16 protein-coding genes are annotated in these 19,995 nt (G+C 57.7%); 1 reads left to right on the top strand and 15 read right to left on the bottom strand.

What is annotated here, in order from left to right:
- Positions 1–157: 157 nt before the first annotated feature.
- A complete protein-coding gene (locus QLG08_RS02540) occupies positions 158–847 on the bottom strand; it encodes an isochorismatase family cysteine hydrolase (RefSeq protein WP_015700004.1) in 690 nt (229 codons plus the stop codon).
- On the bottom strand, positions 840–2,144 hold the full coding sequence (locus QLG08_RS02535) for a cytosine permease (protein WP_015700003.1): 1,305 nt from the start codon (positions 2,142–2,144) through the stop codon (positions 840–842). The genes QLG08_RS02540 and QLG08_RS02535 overlap by 8 nt, the downstream gene beginning before the upstream one ends.
- 492 nt (positions 2,145–2,636) lie before the next feature.
- On the opposite strand from QLG08_RS02535, the gene QLG08_RS02530 reads away from it, so the two are divergent.
- Complete coding sequence (locus QLG08_RS02530) at positions 2,637–4,562, top strand: phosphatase PAP2 family protein (RefSeq protein WP_015700002.1); 1,926 nt, start codon at positions 2,637–2,639, stop codon at positions 4,560–4,562.
- Positions 4,563–4,631: 69 nt separating this feature from the next.
- On the opposite strand, the gene QLG08_RS02525 is transcribed toward QLG08_RS02530, so the two are convergent.
- From QLG08_RS02525 to QLG08_RS02465, 13 genes are all read right to left on the bottom strand, one after another.
- Positions 4,632–5,144, bottom strand: a complete 513-nt coding sequence (locus tag QLG08_RS02525; RefSeq protein WP_015700001.1) for an Lrp/AsnC family transcriptional regulator — start codon at positions 5,142–5,144, stop codon at positions 4,632–4,634.
- Positions 5,145–5,395: 251 nt separating this feature from the next.
- Positions 5,396–6,712 carry a 4-aminobutyrate--2-oxoglutarate transaminase gene (gene gabT, locus QLG08_RS02520; RefSeq protein WP_013026283.1) on the bottom strand — a complete coding sequence of 439 codons (1,317 nt, stop codon included), beginning with the start codon at positions 6,710–6,712 and terminating at the stop codon, positions 5,396–5,398.
- A gap of 113 nt (positions 6,713–6,825) precedes the next feature.
- Positions 6,826–7,959, bottom strand: coding sequence for a M20 aminoacylase family protein (locus QLG08_RS02515; protein WP_041455860.1), 1,134 nt, complete (start codon positions 7,957–7,959; stop codon positions 6,826–6,828).
- A 1-nt stretch (position 7,960) separates the two neighbouring features.
- Positions 7,961–8,887, bottom strand: coding sequence for a glyoxylate/hydroxypyruvate reductase A (locus QLG08_RS02510; protein WP_015699998.1), 927 nt, complete (start codon positions 8,885–8,887; stop codon positions 7,961–7,963).
- Positions 8,887–9,729, bottom strand: a complete 843-nt coding sequence (locus QLG08_RS02505) for a GNAT family N-acetyltransferase (RefSeq protein ID WP_029570232.1) — start codon at positions 9,727–9,729, stop codon at positions 8,887–8,889. The genes QLG08_RS02510 and QLG08_RS02505 overlap by 1 nt, the downstream gene beginning before the upstream one ends.
- Before the next feature lie 10 nt (positions 9,730–9,739).
- Entirely contained in the window at positions 9,740–11,071 is a 1,332-nt protein-coding gene (locus tag QLG08_RS02500; protein ID WP_282472797.1) for an FAD-binding oxidoreductase, read from the bottom strand.
- 89 nt (positions 11,072–11,160) lie between these two features.
- Positions 11,161–12,825: an ABC transporter ATP-binding protein gene (locus QLG08_RS02495; protein ID WP_282472796.1), complete on the bottom strand. Its 1,665-nt coding sequence runs from the start codon at positions 12,823–12,825 to the stop codon at positions 11,161–11,163.
- On the bottom strand, positions 12,822–13,670 hold the full coding sequence (locus tag QLG08_RS02490) for an ABC transporter permease (protein WP_014605501.1): 849 nt from the start codon (positions 13,668–13,670) through the stop codon (positions 12,822–12,824). The genes QLG08_RS02495 and QLG08_RS02490 overlap by 4 nt, the downstream gene beginning before the upstream one ends.
- Positions 13,670–14,623 (bottom strand): ABC transporter permease, encoded by a 954-nt coding sequence (locus tag QLG08_RS02485; RefSeq protein WP_238493179.1) that lies wholly within the window; start codon positions 14,621–14,623, stop codon positions 13,670–13,672. The genes QLG08_RS02490 and QLG08_RS02485 overlap by 1 nt, the downstream gene beginning before the upstream one ends.
- A 26-nt stretch (positions 14,624–14,649) precedes the next feature.
- A complete protein-coding gene (locus tag QLG08_RS02480; protein WP_014605500.1) occupies positions 14,650–16,257 on the bottom strand; it encodes an ABC transporter substrate-binding protein in 1,608 nt (535 codons plus the stop codon).
- Positions 16,258–16,402: 145 nt separating this feature from the next.
- A complete protein-coding gene (locus tag QLG08_RS02475) occupies positions 16,403–17,680 on the bottom strand; it encodes an FAD-binding oxidoreductase (protein ID WP_014605499.1) in 1,278 nt (425 codons plus the stop codon).
- A 10-nt stretch (positions 17,681–17,690) separates the two neighbouring features.
- Positions 17,691–18,359, bottom strand: coding sequence for a haloacid dehalogenase type II (locus QLG08_RS02470; RefSeq protein WP_013026293.1), 669 nt, complete (start codon positions 18,357–18,359; stop codon positions 17,691–17,693).
- Positions 18,360–18,391: 32 nt separating this feature from the next.
- Positions 18,392–19,861 carry an aldehyde dehydrogenase family protein gene (locus QLG08_RS02465; protein ID WP_019106485.1) on the bottom strand — a complete coding sequence of 490 codons (1,470 nt, stop codon included), beginning with the start codon at positions 19,859–19,861 and terminating at the stop codon, positions 18,392–18,394.
- Between the last annotated feature and the right edge of the window lie 134 nt (positions 19,862–19,995).

The raw sequence follows: 19,995 nt of genomic DNA, 5'->3' as shown, positions 1-19,995 counted from the left end.
AAATCCTCACATCAGTAGAGGGATTTCACAGCGAAGATGCTGCGGGATGGAAACAGAGTGACGGGATCAGATGACAGCGAGGTGACGAGACGGTGACGTAAAAATGAATTTGCGCCAGCCTGTCCCGCTCAGGGCGACAGGCTGGCAGAACAGCCCGTTAAGGCTGACCGAGCGTGTCCAGCAGCGCGGCAGAGGTGGCAACGGCACCAAAGATGCCGCCCTGCATGTGGATCATGCTCAGCGCGGCTTCATGATGGCGTTGCTCTGTGGCGGCACAACAGTCGGACAAAACCAGGCACTCATATCCGCGATCGTTGGCCTCTCTCAGCGTCGTATGAACACATACATCCGTCGTGATACCGGTAATAATTAAATTCCGAATGCCGCGACTGCGTAAGACCAGCTCAAGGTCTGTGGCATAAAAGGATCCTTTACCGGGCTTATCAATGATCACTTCTCCTGCTAAGGGGGCGAGCTCGGGGATAATCTCCCAGCCCGGCTCACCGCGCACCAGGATACGGCCGCACGGCCCTGCACTGCCGATCTCCGCCTGCATCCTGGCCGAACGCCAGCGCTTGTTTGCCGGTAAGTCACTCAGGTCCGCGCGATGCCCTTCCCGGGTGTGAATGATGGGAAACTGAAGCTCACGCATACGTGCCAGTAACACTTTAAGGGGTTCGACAGGCGCACGCGTCAGGCCAATGTCGTAGCCCATCCTGTCAACGTAGCCCCCCGGGCCGCAAAAATCGGTTTGCATATCAATGACGAGGAGAGCCGTGTCGGCCGGACTAAAATGGCCATTAAACGGCCAGGCATAAGGGGTGGAATTCACACTGTACTCAGGCATTGTTCTTCTCCAGTCGCGGCGTGGGGGAACGTAATTTAATAATCAGGGTGTAGCTGAGTGCGGCCGTCACCAGACCAATGACCGCTTCGCCAAACTGGGGGAATGCCAGATGCGCGACGACCGCGCACAGGCTTCCGAGCGCCCAGGCCGCGAAAGCCGCGCCATGAAAGCGTTGCGCCGGGCGCTGTTCACTCAGCTTTGCCATAAAAATCAGATCAACAATCATGACCGCACCAAACGGCGGCACCACCACGCCCAGCAGACTCAGCCACTCGAGAAAATATGACCAGACGCCTGCCAGTGCCAGCAGACCGCCGATGGCGCCAAGAATCAGGGTCCAGCGGCGCATCTTGCTGTTAAAAAGATGGCTAAACCCGACTGCACCGTTATAAAGACAGTGCGTACATACCGAGCCAAGGTTGATAAACACAAACAGGAAAGCCACCAGGGTCAGGACATCACCATGGCCCATCAGCATGGGCAGAAAGTTGCCGCCGTTGGTCAGCGGATCGACCGCCGCGCCAACCGAGACGATAATCACGCCAAACAGATAGGCGATCAAATTCGCGACCGGAAAGGCCGAAAAGGCGGCAATGACCGCAGCACGTCCACTCTTCGACCAGCGGGTGAAATCGGCGGTCATGGTGCCGGAATCGGCAAAACCCGCCACCACCATGGTGACCGCCGTGCCCATGCTCATGGCCCCCGCCACCGCCGGGCTGCCTTTCCAGTGAAACATGCTGGAAAATTCATGCGTCTGCCCCACGAAGTACAGCGCGACAAACCCCAGAATCACAAACATCGGCGCAGCAATCATGCCCAACACCGACAGGGCGCGCACGCCCAGGAAGGTCACGGCCGTAAACAGCACCATGGCAAATGCCGTCACCGACAGGGCATTCCAGCCGAAGGTCTCATGAATCACCGTGCCAGTCAGTCCGGTCTGAAAGGCGTACCAGCCAATCACCACGGTCGAGAGGAAGCCCGACACGAGGATGTAACCTTTGCTGCCAAAGGTTCTTTTCGCCTGCAGGGCAAAGTTCATACCGGTGTTACCGGCAAACCAGCTCAGCGCACCGACGTAGGCAAACAGCACCAGATTGCCCATCACAATCGCCAGCAGCGCAGGCCAGAAGCCAAGGTGCCAGGTGATGATGCCGCCAAACAGCGAATTCGTGAGGATCATAGGAAAACCAAACCAGACGGCCGAAACCGACCGGGTCGGATGGCGATGTGAGAGCGGCACGGGTTCGTGCTCAAACTCCTGTTCTAACGTTGGGGAAGCCTGTTTTTTCATTTGTCAGTTCCTGGTCAATGTCAGTCCACGGGTAGCCGCGTTGGGGCACTGTTTTTCATCCTGTACTCGCCATCGTTATGACGAAAAACGTGCCGTATCGCCGCCGACATGTGTGCATTGCGTGGCGTTGATGTGCCGCCTTGCCGGGGTGTTAATCCGTTTTCCACGCCTGTGTTCTACTGGATAGGGCTTACCGGACAGAAACTGCATGAAGCATGCCAGGAATCGCCGCCGCGACGTCATGGGGCGTGAATGCCTGTCGGGATACGGCCTTGGATACAAGATCGAATTCTTATGATAAGACGCGCTGAACCCTCGGCAGCGTCACGGTGGTTCAGGGCACGCTTGTGGGGCAGACTGCACAACAAATGGGAAACTTTATAACTCCATCTGGAAAGCAATTTTCACGTCAGATCGTCACGGGATTGTCATGTGTCATTAACGCTTTGCGGCCACAATACCGGGCCATTATTCGCCCTGAAGGTTTTCAACATGTCTGCTGCTGTTCGTTTTGGCATTTATCTGGCGCTGTTTTCTGGCATGGTTTCGACGCCTGTTTTGGGTCAGGATCGGCCCGCTACCGCACTGCCTGTCCCGCCTAGGGAGCCGGGCTTCACCGACAGCGCGCCTGCGGCAGACGTGCCCGCTTTTATCGACAATATCGCCACGAACCAACGTGGTGATGCCCGGTTTGCGACGCTCGACACCAATGCTGGCGTGCGCGTGGTATCCGGCTTTCTTGCCCTGTGGCGCCCACGCACGCTGAAGGTCGATGCGGGAGTTACCGCGCCGGCCCGTGAGGGTTTTGCAGCCATTACGCCTTCTGACTGTACGGGACTGCCTGACAAAGCCCCCGTATGCGGCACAATCCTTAATTCTCACGTCCTGGCCGCGAATGTTCAGTATGTGGTGACAACGACACGACGCCGCACGGCAGCCCAGGCTGAGGCGGCCTATTACGACGACCGTCGTGGCAAAGGCTACAGCGTCACAGATGGCATGGGGCCACTGACGGGCGCATGGCGCAGTGCGGCCCAGCAGGTCACAACCCTGACACGCATTCCGGCTGATGCCACCACCGTGCTGTACGTGGATAAGGGCAACAATACCGGCGTGGGCAGTCAGGAAGGCAATCGCGACTTCGGTCTGGTGGTGGATTTTCTCAATGAAATGGGCAACAACGCCTCGACCGAACCGGTGAAGCGCTTCTATAAATATGCGCGTCCGTATCGCTGGCGTTCGGCGGTGGAGGTTGTTCCTGCCCTTGTGCCTGCGGAAAATCCACAGCCCGCCACCGACGGCGGATTTATCAGCGGCCACACGGCGGAAGCCGTCAGAGATGCCCTTACCATGGCGTGGCTGGTGCCGGAGCGCTATCAGGAGATGGTCAGCCGCGGTATGGAGCTGGGCGAAAACCGGATCGTGGCCGGAATGCACTCGCCTCTGGACGTCATCGGCGGGCGCATGCTGGCGCTGGCGGTGACCACCGCAAATCTGACGGCTTATCATGAGGATGCCAGGCGTGCCTTCACCCAGGCGCATCAGGCATTATGGCAACGCACTGCGACGCAACCGGCCACCTTCTTTGCCTATGCCCATGCCGCGCCGCCGAGCGCCGATCGCTTCGCCGATCCCACCCTTAACCGCCTTCAGGCGCTGCGGCGCATGACCTTTGGTTTCGCCCCCATCGGCCCTCGCCACCGTCCCCCCGTGGTGCCCAAAGGGGCCGAGATTTTGCTGGAAACCCGGTTTCCCTATCTGAGCGCCCTGCAACGGCGCGTGGTATTAAAAACTACCGCGCTGGCCTCAGGCTACCCGATCATGGACGATGCTGAGGGCTGGGGACGCCTGAACATTGTGGCCGCCGCCGACGGATATGGTCAGTTTACCGGCAACGTTAAAGTGGCAATGGACGCCGCTAAAGGCGGTTTTAATCAGTCCGACAGCTGGCGGAATGCGATCGGCGGTCAGGGAAAGCTGACCTTACAGGGTTCAGGCACCCTGAGGCTGACTGGCGCGAACCGCTACAGCGGCGGTACGGAGGTTCAGGGTGGCGTGCTGGAAGCCGGTTCAGCCCGCGCCTTTGGCGTGGGTGATCTCTATGTGGGCAATCAGGGCCGCGTGCGCATTGCTGCCCTGTCGCCGGTACAGGTGAAAAGCTACACGGCGCTGCCCGAAGCCAGTCTTGAACTGGATATTGATGGTCAGGGCGGTGGCCGTCTCATCGTGAACGGGCCTTTAGTGGCGGGGGGGACGCTGCTGGTGAAGTTTGTCAAAGGCTATCGTCCCGAAGCGGGCGATCTGATCCCGTTGATGCAGGCAGGCTCACTTGCGGCGCACTTTAGTCGCATCGTTGTCGAAGGCTATCAGGCTCGACCTGTCAGCAGCGCGACGCGACTCAGTATTAAGCTGCTTTGAACCTGATAAGCCCTGGCAAGGCGCGCGCAGGCAATGAGGTTGTCAGATTCCTGCGCGCTTAACCAAAAGTCAGACGCCGAACTCCATCGGGTTATGCTTGCTAATCAGTGAGCGCAGCGGCACGCTGCTTTTCATGACGGGTGATTTAATCACGATATAGCTGAAGTACTTATCGATACCAATTTGCGCATCCAGCATCTTCTCAATCACATCCTGATAATGCTCAATGCTGCGGGTAATAAAGCGCAACAGGTAATCGTAGCCGCCGGTAATCAAGTGGCACTCCATCAGTTCATCAACTTCACGCATCGTAGCTTCGAACTTCATAAAGTCTTCGCGACGATGTCCGTTCAGGGTGACTTCGGTAAACACGGTGACGGAATCGGTAATTTTGGTGAGATTAACGTGCGCTTCGTAGCCGGTAATAAAGCCGGCCTGCTCCAGCCGTTTTACCCGCTGCAGGCAGGGACTCGGGGACAGCCCCACTGCATCGGCGAGATTGACGTTGCTGATACGGCCATCTTTTTGGAGTTGCACCAGAATATTGATATCGATGCGGTCGAGTTTCATTAAGCCGTTCATAGCACCCCTCATTGTTTACAGCTGTACTGGATGTTCGCTCCTACCCGGCGATAATCTGCGTACACGAGCGTAAAGCGCACTTTTAGCAATACTTAAAATACGCCACTTTAAAATAACAAGTACGCCACTTTTTTGTAACACAAAAAATTCCCGGCCTGTCACGCTTTGCAAAAAATGCGCCAGCGTTGACCCCGGCTGCGCGCACGCTGGCGGCACTGCCGGGATGATGCCTTTCCAATGAGAGAGAGCGGCTATCCTAAGCGTCCGGTCGCACGCGCCAGCGCAATATCAAAGATATGCAGCGCTTCTTCGAGTTGCGAATCGGTGGTCACTAACGGTGCAAGGAAGCGGATGGTGTTGCGATGCAAACCACATTTGATCAGCAGCAGGCCTTCCTGACAGGCGCTGTCGAGGATCTTTTGTGTCAGCGCGCTGTCGGGTTTATGGGTATCCACATCCAGAATTTCTACTGCCTGCATAAAGCCCACGCCGCGTACATCGCCGATGCAGGCATATTTATCCGCAAGCTGGCGCAGACGCTGGTTTAACTGCTCGCCCAACTGGCAGGAACGCGCCAGCAGGTTTTCCTGCTCAAAGATATCCAGTACAGCCAGTGCCGCCGCACAGGCCAGCGCATTACCACCATAGGTGCCGCCCAACCCGCCCGGGGCCGGACTGTCCATGATCTCGGCTTTGCCCACCACGCCGGAAATCGGCAAGCCACCGGCCAGGCTCTTCGCCGTGGTGATCATGTCGGGTTTGATGCCGAGTTGCTGGAAGGCAAACATGGTACCGGTACGGCCAAAGCCGCTCTGAATTTCATCACAGATCAGCATAATGCCGTGCTGGGTAGTAATACGACGCAGCGCCTGCATAAATGCCGGGCCTGCAGGTAAGAAGCCGCCATCGCCCTGAACGGGTTCGATGATAATCGCGGCGACGCGCTCCGGCAAAATCTGCACAGAAAACAGCTGATCAAGTGCCTTCAGACAGTCGGCCTCAGTCACACCGTGCAACGGATTCGGGAACGGCAGGCGATAAACATCCCCCGGGAACGGACCAAAATTCTGTTTGTATGGCGCAGACATGCCCGTCAGCGTCACGCCAAGCAGGGTACGTCCGTGGAAAGCCCCGTCAAACGCAATGATGCCCGGCCGTTGCGTATAAGAACGGGCGATTTTCACCGCGTTCTCTACCGCTTCTGCACCGCTGGTGAAAAACACGCTTTTATAGTGCTCGTCACCGCCCACCAGCTTATTCAGGCGCTGGGCCAGCTCAATGTATCCCGGATAGGCCGCCACCTGAAAACAGGCATGGGACACCATGCCCAGTTGGCGGGTCACGGCGTTAACCACGGCCGGATGGTTGTGGCCTACGTTAAGGACGCCAATACCACCCACAAAATCCAGATAGCGGTTGCCTTCCACATCCCATACTTCGCTGCCTTTGGCTCGCTCAATCACCAGCGGATGAGCGGTAATAATGCCACGCGGCACATTGTGATCTCGGACATCCAGCAACTGGCTGTTGTCCGCATAGGTTTGCTGCTCTGCCAGGACATTCTGCATTTTTATACCTCATCCACGTCGTGTTCGGTTGGCTTAAGTATCGCAATCTGTTGGTCAATGACGCTGCCGTAATTCCGTCAGCCGCGGCATTTCGTGTCAAAATCCCACGGATTTCAGCCGGGAAATGTTGCCCCTGTTGCATAACAGGCCAGCGTGACAAAGGCCTGGATTCCGTAGGGTATGAGCGCATCGTTAAAATCATAGGCGGCGTGATGGAGCGGCTTGCTGGGTGCCGATCCTATCCACAAATAAGCACCAGGCTTTGCCTGTAACATAAAAGCAAAATCTTCTGAGGTCAGCGCAGGCTGAGGGGCCAGCCGGGCTGTCATGCCTGCCGCCTGCAAGGCCGCAAGGGCCTGACTTGCCTCAGACTCGCTGTTGATGGTGGCCGGGTAATAACGCGAATAATTCACCTCGGCGTCCAATCCATGCGCCGCCGCGATGTGCCCGGCCATGTGCCGCAGACGTGATTCGATGATGTCCTGTGCCGCTGGGTTGAACGTGCGTACCGTGCCGGTGATATTGGCTTCCGCAGGGATCATATTGTGGGAAAATCCGCCCTGCATGCGCGTCACGGTCAGCAACGCCGGTTCGCAGGGATCAAGCGCCCGGGGCACCAGGGTGTTTAACTGCACCACCAGTTCACTGACGGCAAGCAGCGTATCGTGCGTGAGATGGGGCTGAGCGGCATGGCCGCCAGGCCCTTTCAGGGTGATATCAAATCGGTCTGCCGCGGCCATGATGGCACCGGGGCGAGTCTGAATTTCACCCAAGGGTAATTCAGGCCAGTTATGCAGGGCAAACACCGCATCGCAGGGGAAGCGCTGGAACAGACCGTCGTCAATCATGGCCTTCGCGCCCGCCAGGCCCTCTTCTGCTGGCTGAAAAATAAAGCAGACCGTGCCGGTAAACTCGACCTCGCGCGCCAGCTTTGCCGCCGCGCCAAGCAGCATAATGGTGTGGCCATCGTGACCGCAGGCGTGGCTGCAGTTCGGCGTCTGGCTGGTCCAGGGCACCTCGCCGTTGTCCTGCATGGGCAGCGCATCCATATCAGCCCGCAGTCCAATCATGCGTGAACCGCTGCCTTTTTTCAGTACGCCCACCACGCCCGTTTTACCGATGCCGCGATGCACCTCAATGCCGAGATCCTCTAAAAACCGCGCGACAATATCGCTGGTCCGCGCTTCATGAAAGCCCAGCTCCGGATGACGGTGCAGATCACGGCGCAATGCCACTAAAGGGTCCATTTCAATATCCTCGTGAACGATCAACGACGCCGACCAGCGGCTCGCCACGCTGAAAGCGACGCAGGTTAGCCAGAAGCGCCTTAATCGCGCTGTCATTCTGCGTCTGGCTGGCGATGTGCGGCGTCAACCACACAGCCGGGTGCGTCCAAAATGCGTGACCGGCAGGCAAAGGTTCGGGGTCGGTGACATCGATCACCGCGGCCCGTAACTGGCCGCTGTCGAGCGCATCCAACAGGTCCTGATGATTTAGCTGAGGGCCGCGTCCCACCTGAACCAGTGCGGCTCCCGCAGGCAACTGGCCGAACAGCCCGGCATTCAGGCGTCCCTGGGTGCTGGACGTTAGCGGCAGCAGGCACACCAGAATATCGCTGCGCGCCAGAAAGTCGGACAGCTGATCGTCACCGTGCCAGCACGGCACGCCCGCAATATGATGCGGCGTACGGCTCCAGCCGCCGCAGTCAAATCCCATCGACTGAAGCTGCGCCAGCGCCGCGCGGCCCAGTTCGCCCAGGCCCATAATGCCGATGCGACGCTGACTGGCGGGCATCGCCAGATGCGCCTGCCACTGCTGGTGGCGTTGCTGCTGGAAATAGCGTGGCATGTCGCGATGCAGCCCCAGCACCGCAAAGGTGACGTATTCCACCATGCCCTGCGTCAGGCCAGGTTCAATCGTTCTGATCAGCGGGATGTGGCCAGGCAGCGTGGACAGATCAAACTGCTCAGCCCCTGCGCCCACAGAAAACAGGACTTTCAGATTGGGAAAACAGGCCATAAGGTCATCCGGCGGCAACCAGGCGACCAGGGCATCAACCTGAGCCGCATCACCGGTTTCCGGCCAGAGATGTAAGTGGATATCGGGCGCGTGTTCAGCCAGCCAACGCTGCCAGTAGAGGCCGCGCTGGGGTTCAGATTTATAGACAACGTGCATCAGGCCATGGCCTGCGTGGTCAGACCAAACGCCTGCATACCTTGCGCTACCCACACCTCACCGCGCACCATCGTGACGGGCGCATCAACATTCGTGAGGCCCAGGCTCTCCAGCCAGGGAGCCAGCGGTAAAGCCGCATCCGTATCCATGCGCAAATACTCGCCCTTCATGCCCTGCATCAGCGCAGCCGTCAGCGCCTGCGCAACCGGAAAATCTTCTGCAATAACGGGACCAATGACCCAGCCACGGCCAAAACGGCGCAGGCTGGCAAAGCCCTTAAGGCGTTGCTCATCATCCTGCAATATCACGGTCTGATTGTCGGTAATCAGATGCGCCACCAGCGCCGGGCGGAAAAGCCCGTGGGCGGCCTGGTCCATGTTTACCAGCGCATCCCGGTCGTCAAGGGTGGCGCTGCGCAACGTCAACCCAGCCGGGATCGCGACCCTGGGCAGCGTCGTCAGGGATGGCGTCTGGTACTGAAGGATCTTACCGCAGGCAACGAAGCCGAGCTTTTCATACAGGCCTTTCCCCATCTCGGTGGCGTGCAGACGCACATTGTAGCCGGGAACTTTCTCTAACAAGGCCAGCATCAGTTGCTTGCCCAGCCCGCGCCCCTGATGTGAGTTTGCGACAATGACCAGACCGATGGTGGCGGCTTTGTCGCCCCAGCGCCAGAGAATCGCGCTGCCAATCACTTCACCCTGATCTTCAATCACCACGCCTTCGCCAAGCTCAATGCCGATCGCCCAGTCTTCATGGCGGTGCGGCCAGTTTAGCGTCTGGCTCATCGCATAAACCTGCGGAATGTCTTCGGTCGTCATGCTACGAATATCAAATGTCATTTTGCTTTCCTTACATCATGCCAGGTGCATCAAGTCCGCTGCCGTCAATAAAACGGCTGTAACGATAAGGGGTGGGATCCACCACCGGCGTCGCGTCCGTCGCCAGTTCAGCGGCGAGGCGGCCCGCGCCGGGGCCAATACCAAAACCGTGTGCGCTGAACCCCGCCGACAGCACCAGGCCAGGCAGTTTTGCCACCGTTGAAATAACCGGAATGGCATCCGGCGTACTGTCAATCATTCCCCCCCAGGCCTGGGCGACTTTGAGATTCGCCAGGGCAGGAAATTCGCGGCGCATGGCGGCCAGTCCGCTTTCCACGACCCAGGCATCGGCAGCCGGATCCAGAATACGCATCCGCTCGAAAGGCGAAACGGCATCCAGATCCCAGCGCCCCATCGCCTCAGGGCCGTTAAAGAACGGCTTCACTCCCAGATTCAGGGTAAGATTTTTACGACGACTTTTGAACGTGGGATAAAACTGACGCAGATATCGCAAGCCCTGAGCACCGGGCTCCAGCCGTCCACGGCCCGATACGGAAACGGTATAGCTGCCATCCAGCTGCGGCCGACAGGCGAAGCTTTCGGTATAAAAAGGAACGGCAATGGCCTGCTCGATGGGCTGAGTCCGAAAGGCGGTGCCAATCACATTCCCCAGCGGCAGATCGACGCCGTGCCGACGGCAAAACATCGAGGTCCATGCACCCGCTGCGCAGATCACGCGGGGGGCTTTGACGACTCCCCGTTCGGTTATCACGCCGCTGACGCGTCCTGCTGAAATATCCAGCCCGCGCACCGCACATTGCTGAAACACCAGCGCCCCTTTTTTCTGTGCGCCAATCACTATACCCGGTGCGGCCAGTCTGGGCTCTGCTGCACCGTCGGTGGGGGCCGAAACGCCGCCCAGCCAGTTTGTAGTGCTGCCCGGCGTAAGGGCTTTCGCCTGCTGCGCATTTAATATGTCGCTGCGAATGCCATACTGTTTGGCCATCTGGCCCCATGTATCCCAGGCGGCGATGTCCGCTTCATTGCGGGTGGCGTAAACCAGTCCGCTGCGGCGAAAACCCAGCTCTTCACCGGTTTCCACACTGAGTTCTTCCCAGCCTCGTAAGGCTTCAATCACCAGCGGCAGTTCACGTTCATCGCGATTCTGCTGACGGCACCAGCCCCAGTTGCGACTGGATTGTTCAGCCCCGACCAGGCCCTTCTCAATCAGCACCACCTTCAGGCCCTGCTTTGCCAGATACCAGGTGGCAGCGGCACCGGCGATACCGGCACCAATCACCACCACATCAGCGGCATCCGGGAAGTCCGGGCTGTCCTGTACATAACGAATCGGTGCAGGCATGACGTCACAACCTCGTCGTGTATTGGGGCAGAATGACCCTGGTTCAGCTGCCCCAAAATGAGTTTTGCTTGCCAAAATGGCGGTGCCGGTTATTCGGCTTTCAGAATCTCTTCATGCTCGTCCAGCCAGCCCTGACGTAGCTCAGGAACCGCACGTTTCAGGCGTTCGAAATAGAGCTCACTGGTCGGTTGATCGTAGTTACCGCGTGCCAGCTGGGTCACGATAGCGCCATTGCGCATCACAACGATCTCGTCACACACGGCACGCACGGCGTGCATATCGTGGCTGATAAACATTACCGACAATCCCAGCTCACGGCGCAGTTCACTGATCAGATCCAGCACCGCCGAGGCCACTACGGTATCGAGCGCCGAGGTCACCTCATCACAGAGAATGACATCCGGTTCTGCCGCCAGGGCACGTGCCAGATTCACACGCTGCTTTTGCCCACCGGACAACGACCAGGGACGGCGCGAGAGTACCGTGCGCGGCAACTTCACCAGATCCAGAAGTTGATACAGCCGGTTCTGCCGGGCGATGCCGCTCAGACCATGAAACAGCGTCAGGGGACGTGACAGAATCCGCTCCACGCTTTGCGCCGGATTGAGCGCCGTATCCGCCATCTGGAAAACATACTGAATACGGCGCAGCTCGTTATCCGTGCGCTTTTGCATCTGATCGGCCACCGTGTAGCCATTAAACAAGATTTGCCCCTGGCAGGCCGGATTGAGGCCAGCGATAGCGTGAGCCAGGGTGGTTTTGCCCGATCCGGATTCACCAATAATGCCGATGGCCTGACCTTTCCAGAGCGTCAGATTGATGTTTTCCAGAATGCGCACTTTGGGTAAACCATCGCTGCCTTTCGGGCCGTAACCGGCAGACAGATCGCGCACTTCCAGTAGCGGCAGTTCACCGGCTTTCGCCGGGCACCAGTGGCTGGGCCGCTCTTTCTGCTGAGCCGCATCCATCAACAGGCGCGTATAGTCCGCTTGCGGTGCGCCAATCAGGTGCGCAGTGGTGCCGTACTCAGCGATTTTACCTTGCAGCAGAACAAGGATGCGATCGGCCATTTGTGCCACCACGGCCAGGTCATGACTGACATAAATTGCCGTTACGCCGCGCTGTTTGACCACCCGACGAAAGGCTTTCAACACTTCAACCTGGGTGGTGACATCCAGCGCCGTCGTGGGTTCATCCAGAATCACCACGTCCGGATCGCTGATCAGCGCCATCGCCGTCATCAAACGCTGTAACTGCCCGCCCGAGACCTGATGGGGGAAGCGATCGCCAATCGTATCCGGGTTGGGTAACGCCAGCTCACGAAACAACGCCAGCGCTTTGGCCTTCGCCGCCTTGCGCGTCATGGTGCCGTGAATCACGACCGGTTCAATGACCTGATCGATAATTTTCATGCCGGGGTTAAAAGAGGCAGCCGCACTCTGGGCAATGTAGGCGACTTTGTTGCCGCGAAAAACGCGCAACTGTGCGGGGGTAAGATTCATGATGTTGGTCCCCGCAACATGAATATTGCCCTCGGCTATTTTACAGCCGTGGCGTGCATAGCCCATGAGCGCCATCGCAATAGTGGTTTTACCCGAGCCGGATTCGCCAATCAGCGCCAGCACTTCGCCTTTTTGCACCGTGAAGCGAATATCGGACACGATATCCAGCTCATCCCCGTTGTCGTTATGCGCCGTTACGCGCAGGTTATCGACAGATATCACAGGCATTGCCGTATGTTGCGTCACGTTCATGCCCCCTCCTTTGCCAGCGTCAACGGACGCATGCTTTGCAAGCTGTCAATAAACAGGTTAACGGCGATGGTCAGGCTGGCAATGGCCACCGCGGGCATCAACACGGCCGGTGAACCATCAAACAGCCCCTGAATATTTTCACGCACTAATGTTCCCCAGTCGGCATAAGGTGGCTGAACGCCCAGGCCAAGGAAGCTCAGCCCGCTCAGCAGTAAAACGATATACACAAAACGCAGGCCAAAATCGGCCAGGACCGGGTGCACCATATTGGGCAGAATATCGTGGATGGCGATGTACCAGCGGCTTTCTCCCCGCAGTCGGGAGGCGCGGACATAATCCATATTGCGCAAGTTGCTGGCCAGGGCAAAGGCGATACGAAATGCGCCGGGCCAGTAGGTGAATACCGCAGTAATCAGCAGCATCGGCAATGAAGATCCGAACACTGCCACGATCATCAGCGCCAGGATTTTCCCCGGTAACACCAGCATGGCGTCGTTGATACGGCCCAGCAGCTCTTCCAGCCAGCGTCCGGTCACCGCCGCTAACAGCGCCAGCAGGGTGCCAATCAGGCTGGCCAGCACCGCAGCGCCCAGCGCCAGGCCAAGGGAAAATTTCGCCCCGTACATAATGCGGCTGAGCATATCCCGCCCCAGGTAATCCGTACCCAGCAGGTTTTCATGCGTAAATCCCCCCATTAACGGGCCCGCACCAATGTCGTCGAGATTGTGGGGCGCCCACCAGGTGCCGAAGAGCGCGATAATTAGCCAGAACAAGGTCACCACCAGGCCTAACTGGCCCGATAAAGACAGTGACTGAAAAATGCGCCAGGGAAGCAATATTTTCATCAGCTCCTCCATTTCGGGTTAAAGGCGATAGTCAGGATATCGGCCACCAGCAGCAGAAGCAGATAGCAGCTGGCAAACAGCATCACACAGAGTTGAACTACCGGCAGATCGCGGTTGCTGACCGCATCGACCATCTGACTGGCCAGGCCGGGATAGCTGAAGATGGTTTCGATAATGATGACCCCACCAAACAGGTAAGAAAGACTGAGGGAAATGGCGTTAGCGATAGGGCCAACGGCATTCGGTAAGGCATGACGGAGCACCGCCCGCATCGGGGAAACGCCTTTCAGCAAGGCCATTTCCAGATAAGGGCTGTCGAGCTGGTTAATAATGGCCGCGCGGGTCATGCGCGCCATTTGTGCCACCAGGCCGCAGCATAACGTCATCACCGGCAGCGCATAGGCTTTAAGGTAGCTGGCGAAGTCCATATTGGGGCTGCCCAGCGACATGGCCGAAACCCAGTGCAGCTTCACTGCAAAAATCAGGACCGCGACGGTTGCAACCAGAAACTCCGGTACCGCAACCGTTGCCATGGTGCCAATCACCAGGGCACGATCGAGTTTTGAGCCACGATTCATGGCCGCCGCGATGCCAATAATCAGCGCCAGCGGGACACAAATCGCCGTGGTGGTGGCAGCCAGTTCAAAGGTGGCAGGCAAGCGCTGCGCCACCAGCTGTGCTACCGGCAGATGACTGGCAAATGAGGTGCCAAAATTCCCTGTCAGCATACCGCCAAGCCAGGTGAAATAGCGCACCAGCAGGGGCTGATCTAAGCCCAACTGCTGGCGCAGGGCCGCCACGGTTTCCGGCGTGGCGTTTTGCCCCAGGATCATTTGCGCCGCATCGCCCGGCAGCAGGCTGGTGATAAAAAACACCACCGCCGAGACGATAAGCAAGGTCAGGATGCCAGCGCCAATGCGCCGGGCAATCAGGAACATCATGTATCGGTTCATCGGCGAACTCCTTCTTCAGACGATTATCAGGCTGAAAGCCAGGCGAACTCATGGAAGCGATAGCCCATCAGCATGCCCGATGGCCAGGCTTCAAGTCCGTTAACCTTCTTGCTGTAACCGTCCATGGAACTGATAAATGCCGGGATGAGCGTACCGCAGTGGTCATAGATCAGGGTTTGCATATCGCCGTACATCTGCTTGCGTTTGGCTTTATCACGTTCGCCACGTGCCGCAATCACCAACTGATCGAACTGAGGGTTTTTCCAGCCGCTCTCGTTGGTGGATGAGCTTGACAGGTAGAACTGTGAGAACAGCATATCGAGCGTTGGGCGCGGGTTGATCGAGCCGTAGCCCACCGGATCTTTCATCCAGTGGGTGCCCCAGTAGCCTTCATAAGGCACGCGACGCACGTTGACGTTCAGGCCTGCATTGCGTCCTACCTGCTGAATCAGCTGTGCCCCTTCCGTTGCGCCTTCCAGCGGCGGAGAGGTCACAATCTCAATGGTCTGCCCGGTCATGCCCGCTTTGTTGATATAAAATTTGGCTTTTTCGGGATCGAGCGGACGCGGTTTAAGGTCGGCGTTAAACAGCGGATGCCAAGGTGGAACCGGCGTGTCATTACTCACGTCGCCAAAGCCCTGCAGCACGGTTTTCACGATGATTTCTCTGGGCTGCAGATATTTCATCGCCAGCACGAAATCCGGGTTGCTGCCGGGTTTGATATCGGTGCGGATAATCAGGTTGGTGTACATGCCACCTTTGGTTTCAAGCACCGCATGGTCCGGCGTACGGCTGATGCGCATACTGTCCGGCGCTTTCAGGCCCGAGGCCACCTGGATATCGCCCGACAGCAGCGCGTTGACGCGGGCGGCCTGATCGGTCACACCCAGCAGTTCCACTTCATCCAGATGCGGTAGCCCCGGTTTAAAGTAGTTGGGGTTTTTGGTGCCCACGGTATTGACCCCGGGCGTGAAGCTTTTGCACACGAAGGGGCCGGTGCCGATCCCTTTGCTGAAATCTTTGGTGCCATCCTGAACGATCAGGAAGGGAGATGTCGTCAGCATGTAAGGAAGGTCAAAGTTAGGTGCCACGAGAACAAGCTGAACTTCATTGTCGTTGACAGCTGTAAGGGTCTTGAACTGTTCGGCAAGCTTGAATGCACTTGAGGCCACGGCGGGATCTTTATGGCGGTTAAGCGAGAAAATCACGTCTTTCGCGGTAAAGGGCTTACCGTCGTGGAACGTGACGCCTTTGCGCAGTTTGATGCTCCAGGTGATACCGTCGTCAGAATCCACCGACTCTGCCAGGCCGGGCTTAACCGACATTGACTTGTCGACCTCTGTCAGACAGCTGTAAAACATAAACTGGCGCGTGTAGTCGGCGCTGTTGCTGCCTTTTGCCGGATCAAGCGTATCAGTCGCAGACGCGTTAGACATGCCGACACGTATTTTTCCGCCCTGAACCGGTTTGCTTTCTGCCAGCGCCATGCCGGGAAAGCCGATCAGTCCGGTGCTCATCACCGCACCGGCGGAAAGCAGCTTCATTAAACTGCGACGGGACAGCGTGCCCTCCGTGATCATCCGCGTCAGAGCAGGATTGGTTACGTCAGATTCTTTATTATCAATTTTACTCATCTGTACACCCTCATTACGTGTTCGAGAGAACATGGAAACATCCCCTGCGTCATTCAGACGGCGCATGCTGGCTGGCCGTTCCGCTGCCGGGCTGGCGAGTCGTCATTCACTGCGCGCCCAGAGCGGCCTGAAAAACAGTGTGAATTTATGAAAGGCGATCCTTTGCTTTGTAGTAGAGCCCGGCGAGCGGCAAAAACCACGGTTTTCCGTGATAGCCCGGTAGTGCAGGCCATGCCTCGCGCTGCCAGGGGTTATCGCGAGATTTCTCACTTATCAGATCGGCCATCACCCGGCCCATCCATACCGACATCTGCGTGCCATGCCCGCTGTAACCCAGTGAATAAAACACCCCGTCCTGTTCACCGGCATGTGGCAGACGATCGGCACTCATATCCACCATGCCGCCCCAGCAGTAGTCGATCTTCGTGTTAGCCAGTTGGGGGAACATTTTCGCCATTGCCGCATGCAGGATGTCGCCGCTGCGTGAATCCGACGTCGGATTGCTGATGGCGAAGCGCGCCCTGCCACCAAACACCAGACGGCTATCCGCCGTGGTACGGAAGTAGTTACCGATGTTCATCGAGGTCACGTAGTTGCGGTTTTCGGGCAGCAGCGCATGAAGCAGCGCATTATCCAGTGGCTCAGTGACGACAATAAAACTGCCCACCGGCACAATACGACGCTGAAACCACGGGAACGGGCCTTCGCTGGAGCAGCCGGTTGCCATCAGCACTTTGTCGGCCAGGATTTCGCCCTGGCTGGTGACCACCCGGTGACGATAGCCGTCGAGCCGTACCAGCTGAGTGACGTGATGATGGGTATAGATTTTTGCGCCACTGCGCACCGCAGCTTCGGCCAGGCCCACACCAAACTTGCCCATGTGCATCTGGCCGCCATGCTGTTGCAAGAGTCCACCATGAAAGTCACCACCGCCAATTTCACGCTGAACCTCATCTTTGCTCAGTAACTGGATATCGGGATCCACGGTGCGGCGCATCAGTGTCCAGGCGTCCTGCAGGCCGGAGAAGTGGGATGCCTTGCTGGCCAGTTTGAGCTTGCCGCACAGACGAAAATCGCAGTCGATCTGCTCTTGCTTAATTAACTGCTCAACATAGGTCACCGCATCGTCAAATGCCTTGTAGAAGCGACTGGCCTGGTCAAGTCCGTGGCTGCCAACCAGCGAGGCAAAGTTTTGCGCCACGCCGGTGTTGCAATGGCCGCCGTTGCGTGACGAGGCCTGACTCATCACCTCTCCGCTGTCCAGCACCACCACATTAATTCCGCTACGCGCCAGCGTCAGCGCTGCGGACACACCGGTAAAACCCGCCCCAATCACGACCACATCGGCCTGTGCAGGTAAGGGGGCTTTAGCGGCGGCGCTGAACGACGGGGCGGTGGCTTGCCAGTACGATTCCAGTTTCATGACGGTGTCCTCAAAGACCGACGACGCCAGGCAGGCCGCCAATATCTTTAATTTCGGTGTATTGATAATAGGGATTGGCCGGTTCATGCCCGCGATTGACCCAGACCTTATGCTTAATGCCCAGGTCGTGCGCGGTCATCAGGTCATAACGGAAACTGGATGACACATGCAGAATTTCGTCTGGACGGCAGTCCAGTTTTTCCAGCATGTATTCAAAGCCTTTCATCTGCGGTTTATAGGCACCGGCCTCTTCCGCCGTAATCGCCATATGCACAGGCGCGCCAAGACGAGGAATGTGATGCGGAATCAGGTCGTTCATCGAGTTAGTCAGCAGCACCAGCGGGAATTCTTTCGCCACTTTGGCTAATCCGGCGGGCACATCCGGATGCGGTCCCCAGGTGGCGCAGTCGGTGTAGATAAAATCACTGTCTGCCTGCTCCCATTTCACGCCCCATTTTTTACAGGTGCGCTGAATCGCATTGCTGACCACGTCGTAATAAGGCTTCCAGGCACCCAGCACCTCATCCAGACGATAGCCCGAAAAGTCAGCGACAAAGGCATCCATGGCATTCGCGTCCACCCGCTCCGCAAAACAGCGCTTTGCTGCACCTGCCATATCAAAAAAGATCAGCGTGCCGTAACAATCAAAAGTGATGAATTTGGGTTTAAACAGTGCCATGGAATTAACCTCGTTATTGTCAGGTGTGGTGCTTAAAAATCGATAAGTACGCTTTTCTGGCGCTGGCAGGCCTGGAACGCCTGGCGTCCCAAATCTTTACCAATACCCGAGCCCAGAAAACCGCCGGTTGGAATGATGAAATCGCCGGAGCGTCCATAGCGATTGACCCACACGGTACCGGCGTCAATCGCCCGTATCGCCCGCATGGCCCGTGGCAGGCTCAGCGTATGCACACCGGCACACAGGCCGTACGTATCATGTGCTGCCAGCGCCAGCCCCTGCTCTTCATCGTCGAAGGTCTGAATGGTCAGTACCGGACCAAAAATTTCCTGCTGTACCGCCGGATTATCCTGCTTCACCTGGCTTAACAGCGTGGGTTGCCAGAACCAGCCCTCATCGGTGTCCGCGAAGCGTTCGCCGCCTACCAGCACCTCAGCGCCCTGCGCTTTGGCATCTTCAATGACCGAACGCACTTTATTGCCCTGTCGCGCATCAATCAGCGGTGCATAACGCGAGGTGTCCTGCCATGTAACGCCTGGCCTGGCCTCACGACATAACGCCGCCAGCCGTTCCGTCAGCGCATCGGCAATGCCGCGCTGCACGATTAAGCGCGTACCCGCAACGCAGGCCTGGCCGCCATTTGCGGTGAAGCCGCGCAGAATACGCTGCGCCAGCACCTCAATATCCCCTGCATCATCGAAAACCAGTTGGGGGCTTTTACCGCCCAGTTCCAGCGTAACGGGCTTCATGCCAAACTGTGCGGCATCGCTCATGATGCGCGCGCCGGTCAGGGTGGAACCGGTGAAAGACACTTTGCGCACGCGCGGATGTCTGACGAGCGCGCTGCCCGTTACCGCCCCGCTGCCCTGCACGATATTCAGGATGCCAGCGGGTAAACCAGCCTGAACCGCCAGCTCTGCCATGCGTACGGTAGAAAGCGGCGTGAGTTCAGAGGGTTTCAGCACCACCGCATTTCCTGCTGCCAGGGCCGGCCCGCATTTCCACGAGGCCATCGACAGGGGGAAATTCCAGGGCGTAATCGCCCCGATCACGCCATAGGGTTCGGCAATCAGCATTCCCAGGCTGCTATCCCGCGTGGGAAACAGGTCACCGCTGTATTTGTCAGCACATTCGGCATAGAAACGAATGGCTTCGGCGGTGAAGGGAATTTCATGCTGTACCACGTCGGCGATCGGACGCGTTGAGCCAAGTGCTTCAAGCTGGGCCAGCAGCAGATCCTGTTCGATTAAGTCCGCCCAGCGGCGCAAAACCCGACCGCGTTCACGGGGGGGACAACCTGACCAGCCGCTGGTTTTTAATGCCTGATGCGCCGTCATCACGGCACGATCAACATCGTCCGCCTGGGCTTCATGCAGGGTGGCAAAAACACGACCATCTGAGGGGCGTTTAACGGCAAAAGATTCGCCTTGTGTTTGCACATGTTTCCCGCCGATATAATGGCCTAACGGGAGTGGCACGCTTTCCGGGTCGAAACTCAACATGGAAGAATCCTTATTTGTTACACCCATCACACTCTGGATTGGTTAAATTTCGGCAATGCTTTTCTGAATAAGTAATTAGGTAATGCAGAAAGTATGCCAGCCGTTAAAAAAATAAAAATGCGTTTAAAACGACG

The sequence above is a fragment of the Pantoea sp. V106_11 genome (genome assembly GCF_029967885.1).
Lineage (GTDB): Bacteria > Pseudomonadota > Gammaproteobacteria > Enterobacterales > Enterobacteriaceae > Pantoea > Pantoea ananatis.
This window is presented reverse-complemented; position numbering and strand designations above follow the sequence as displayed.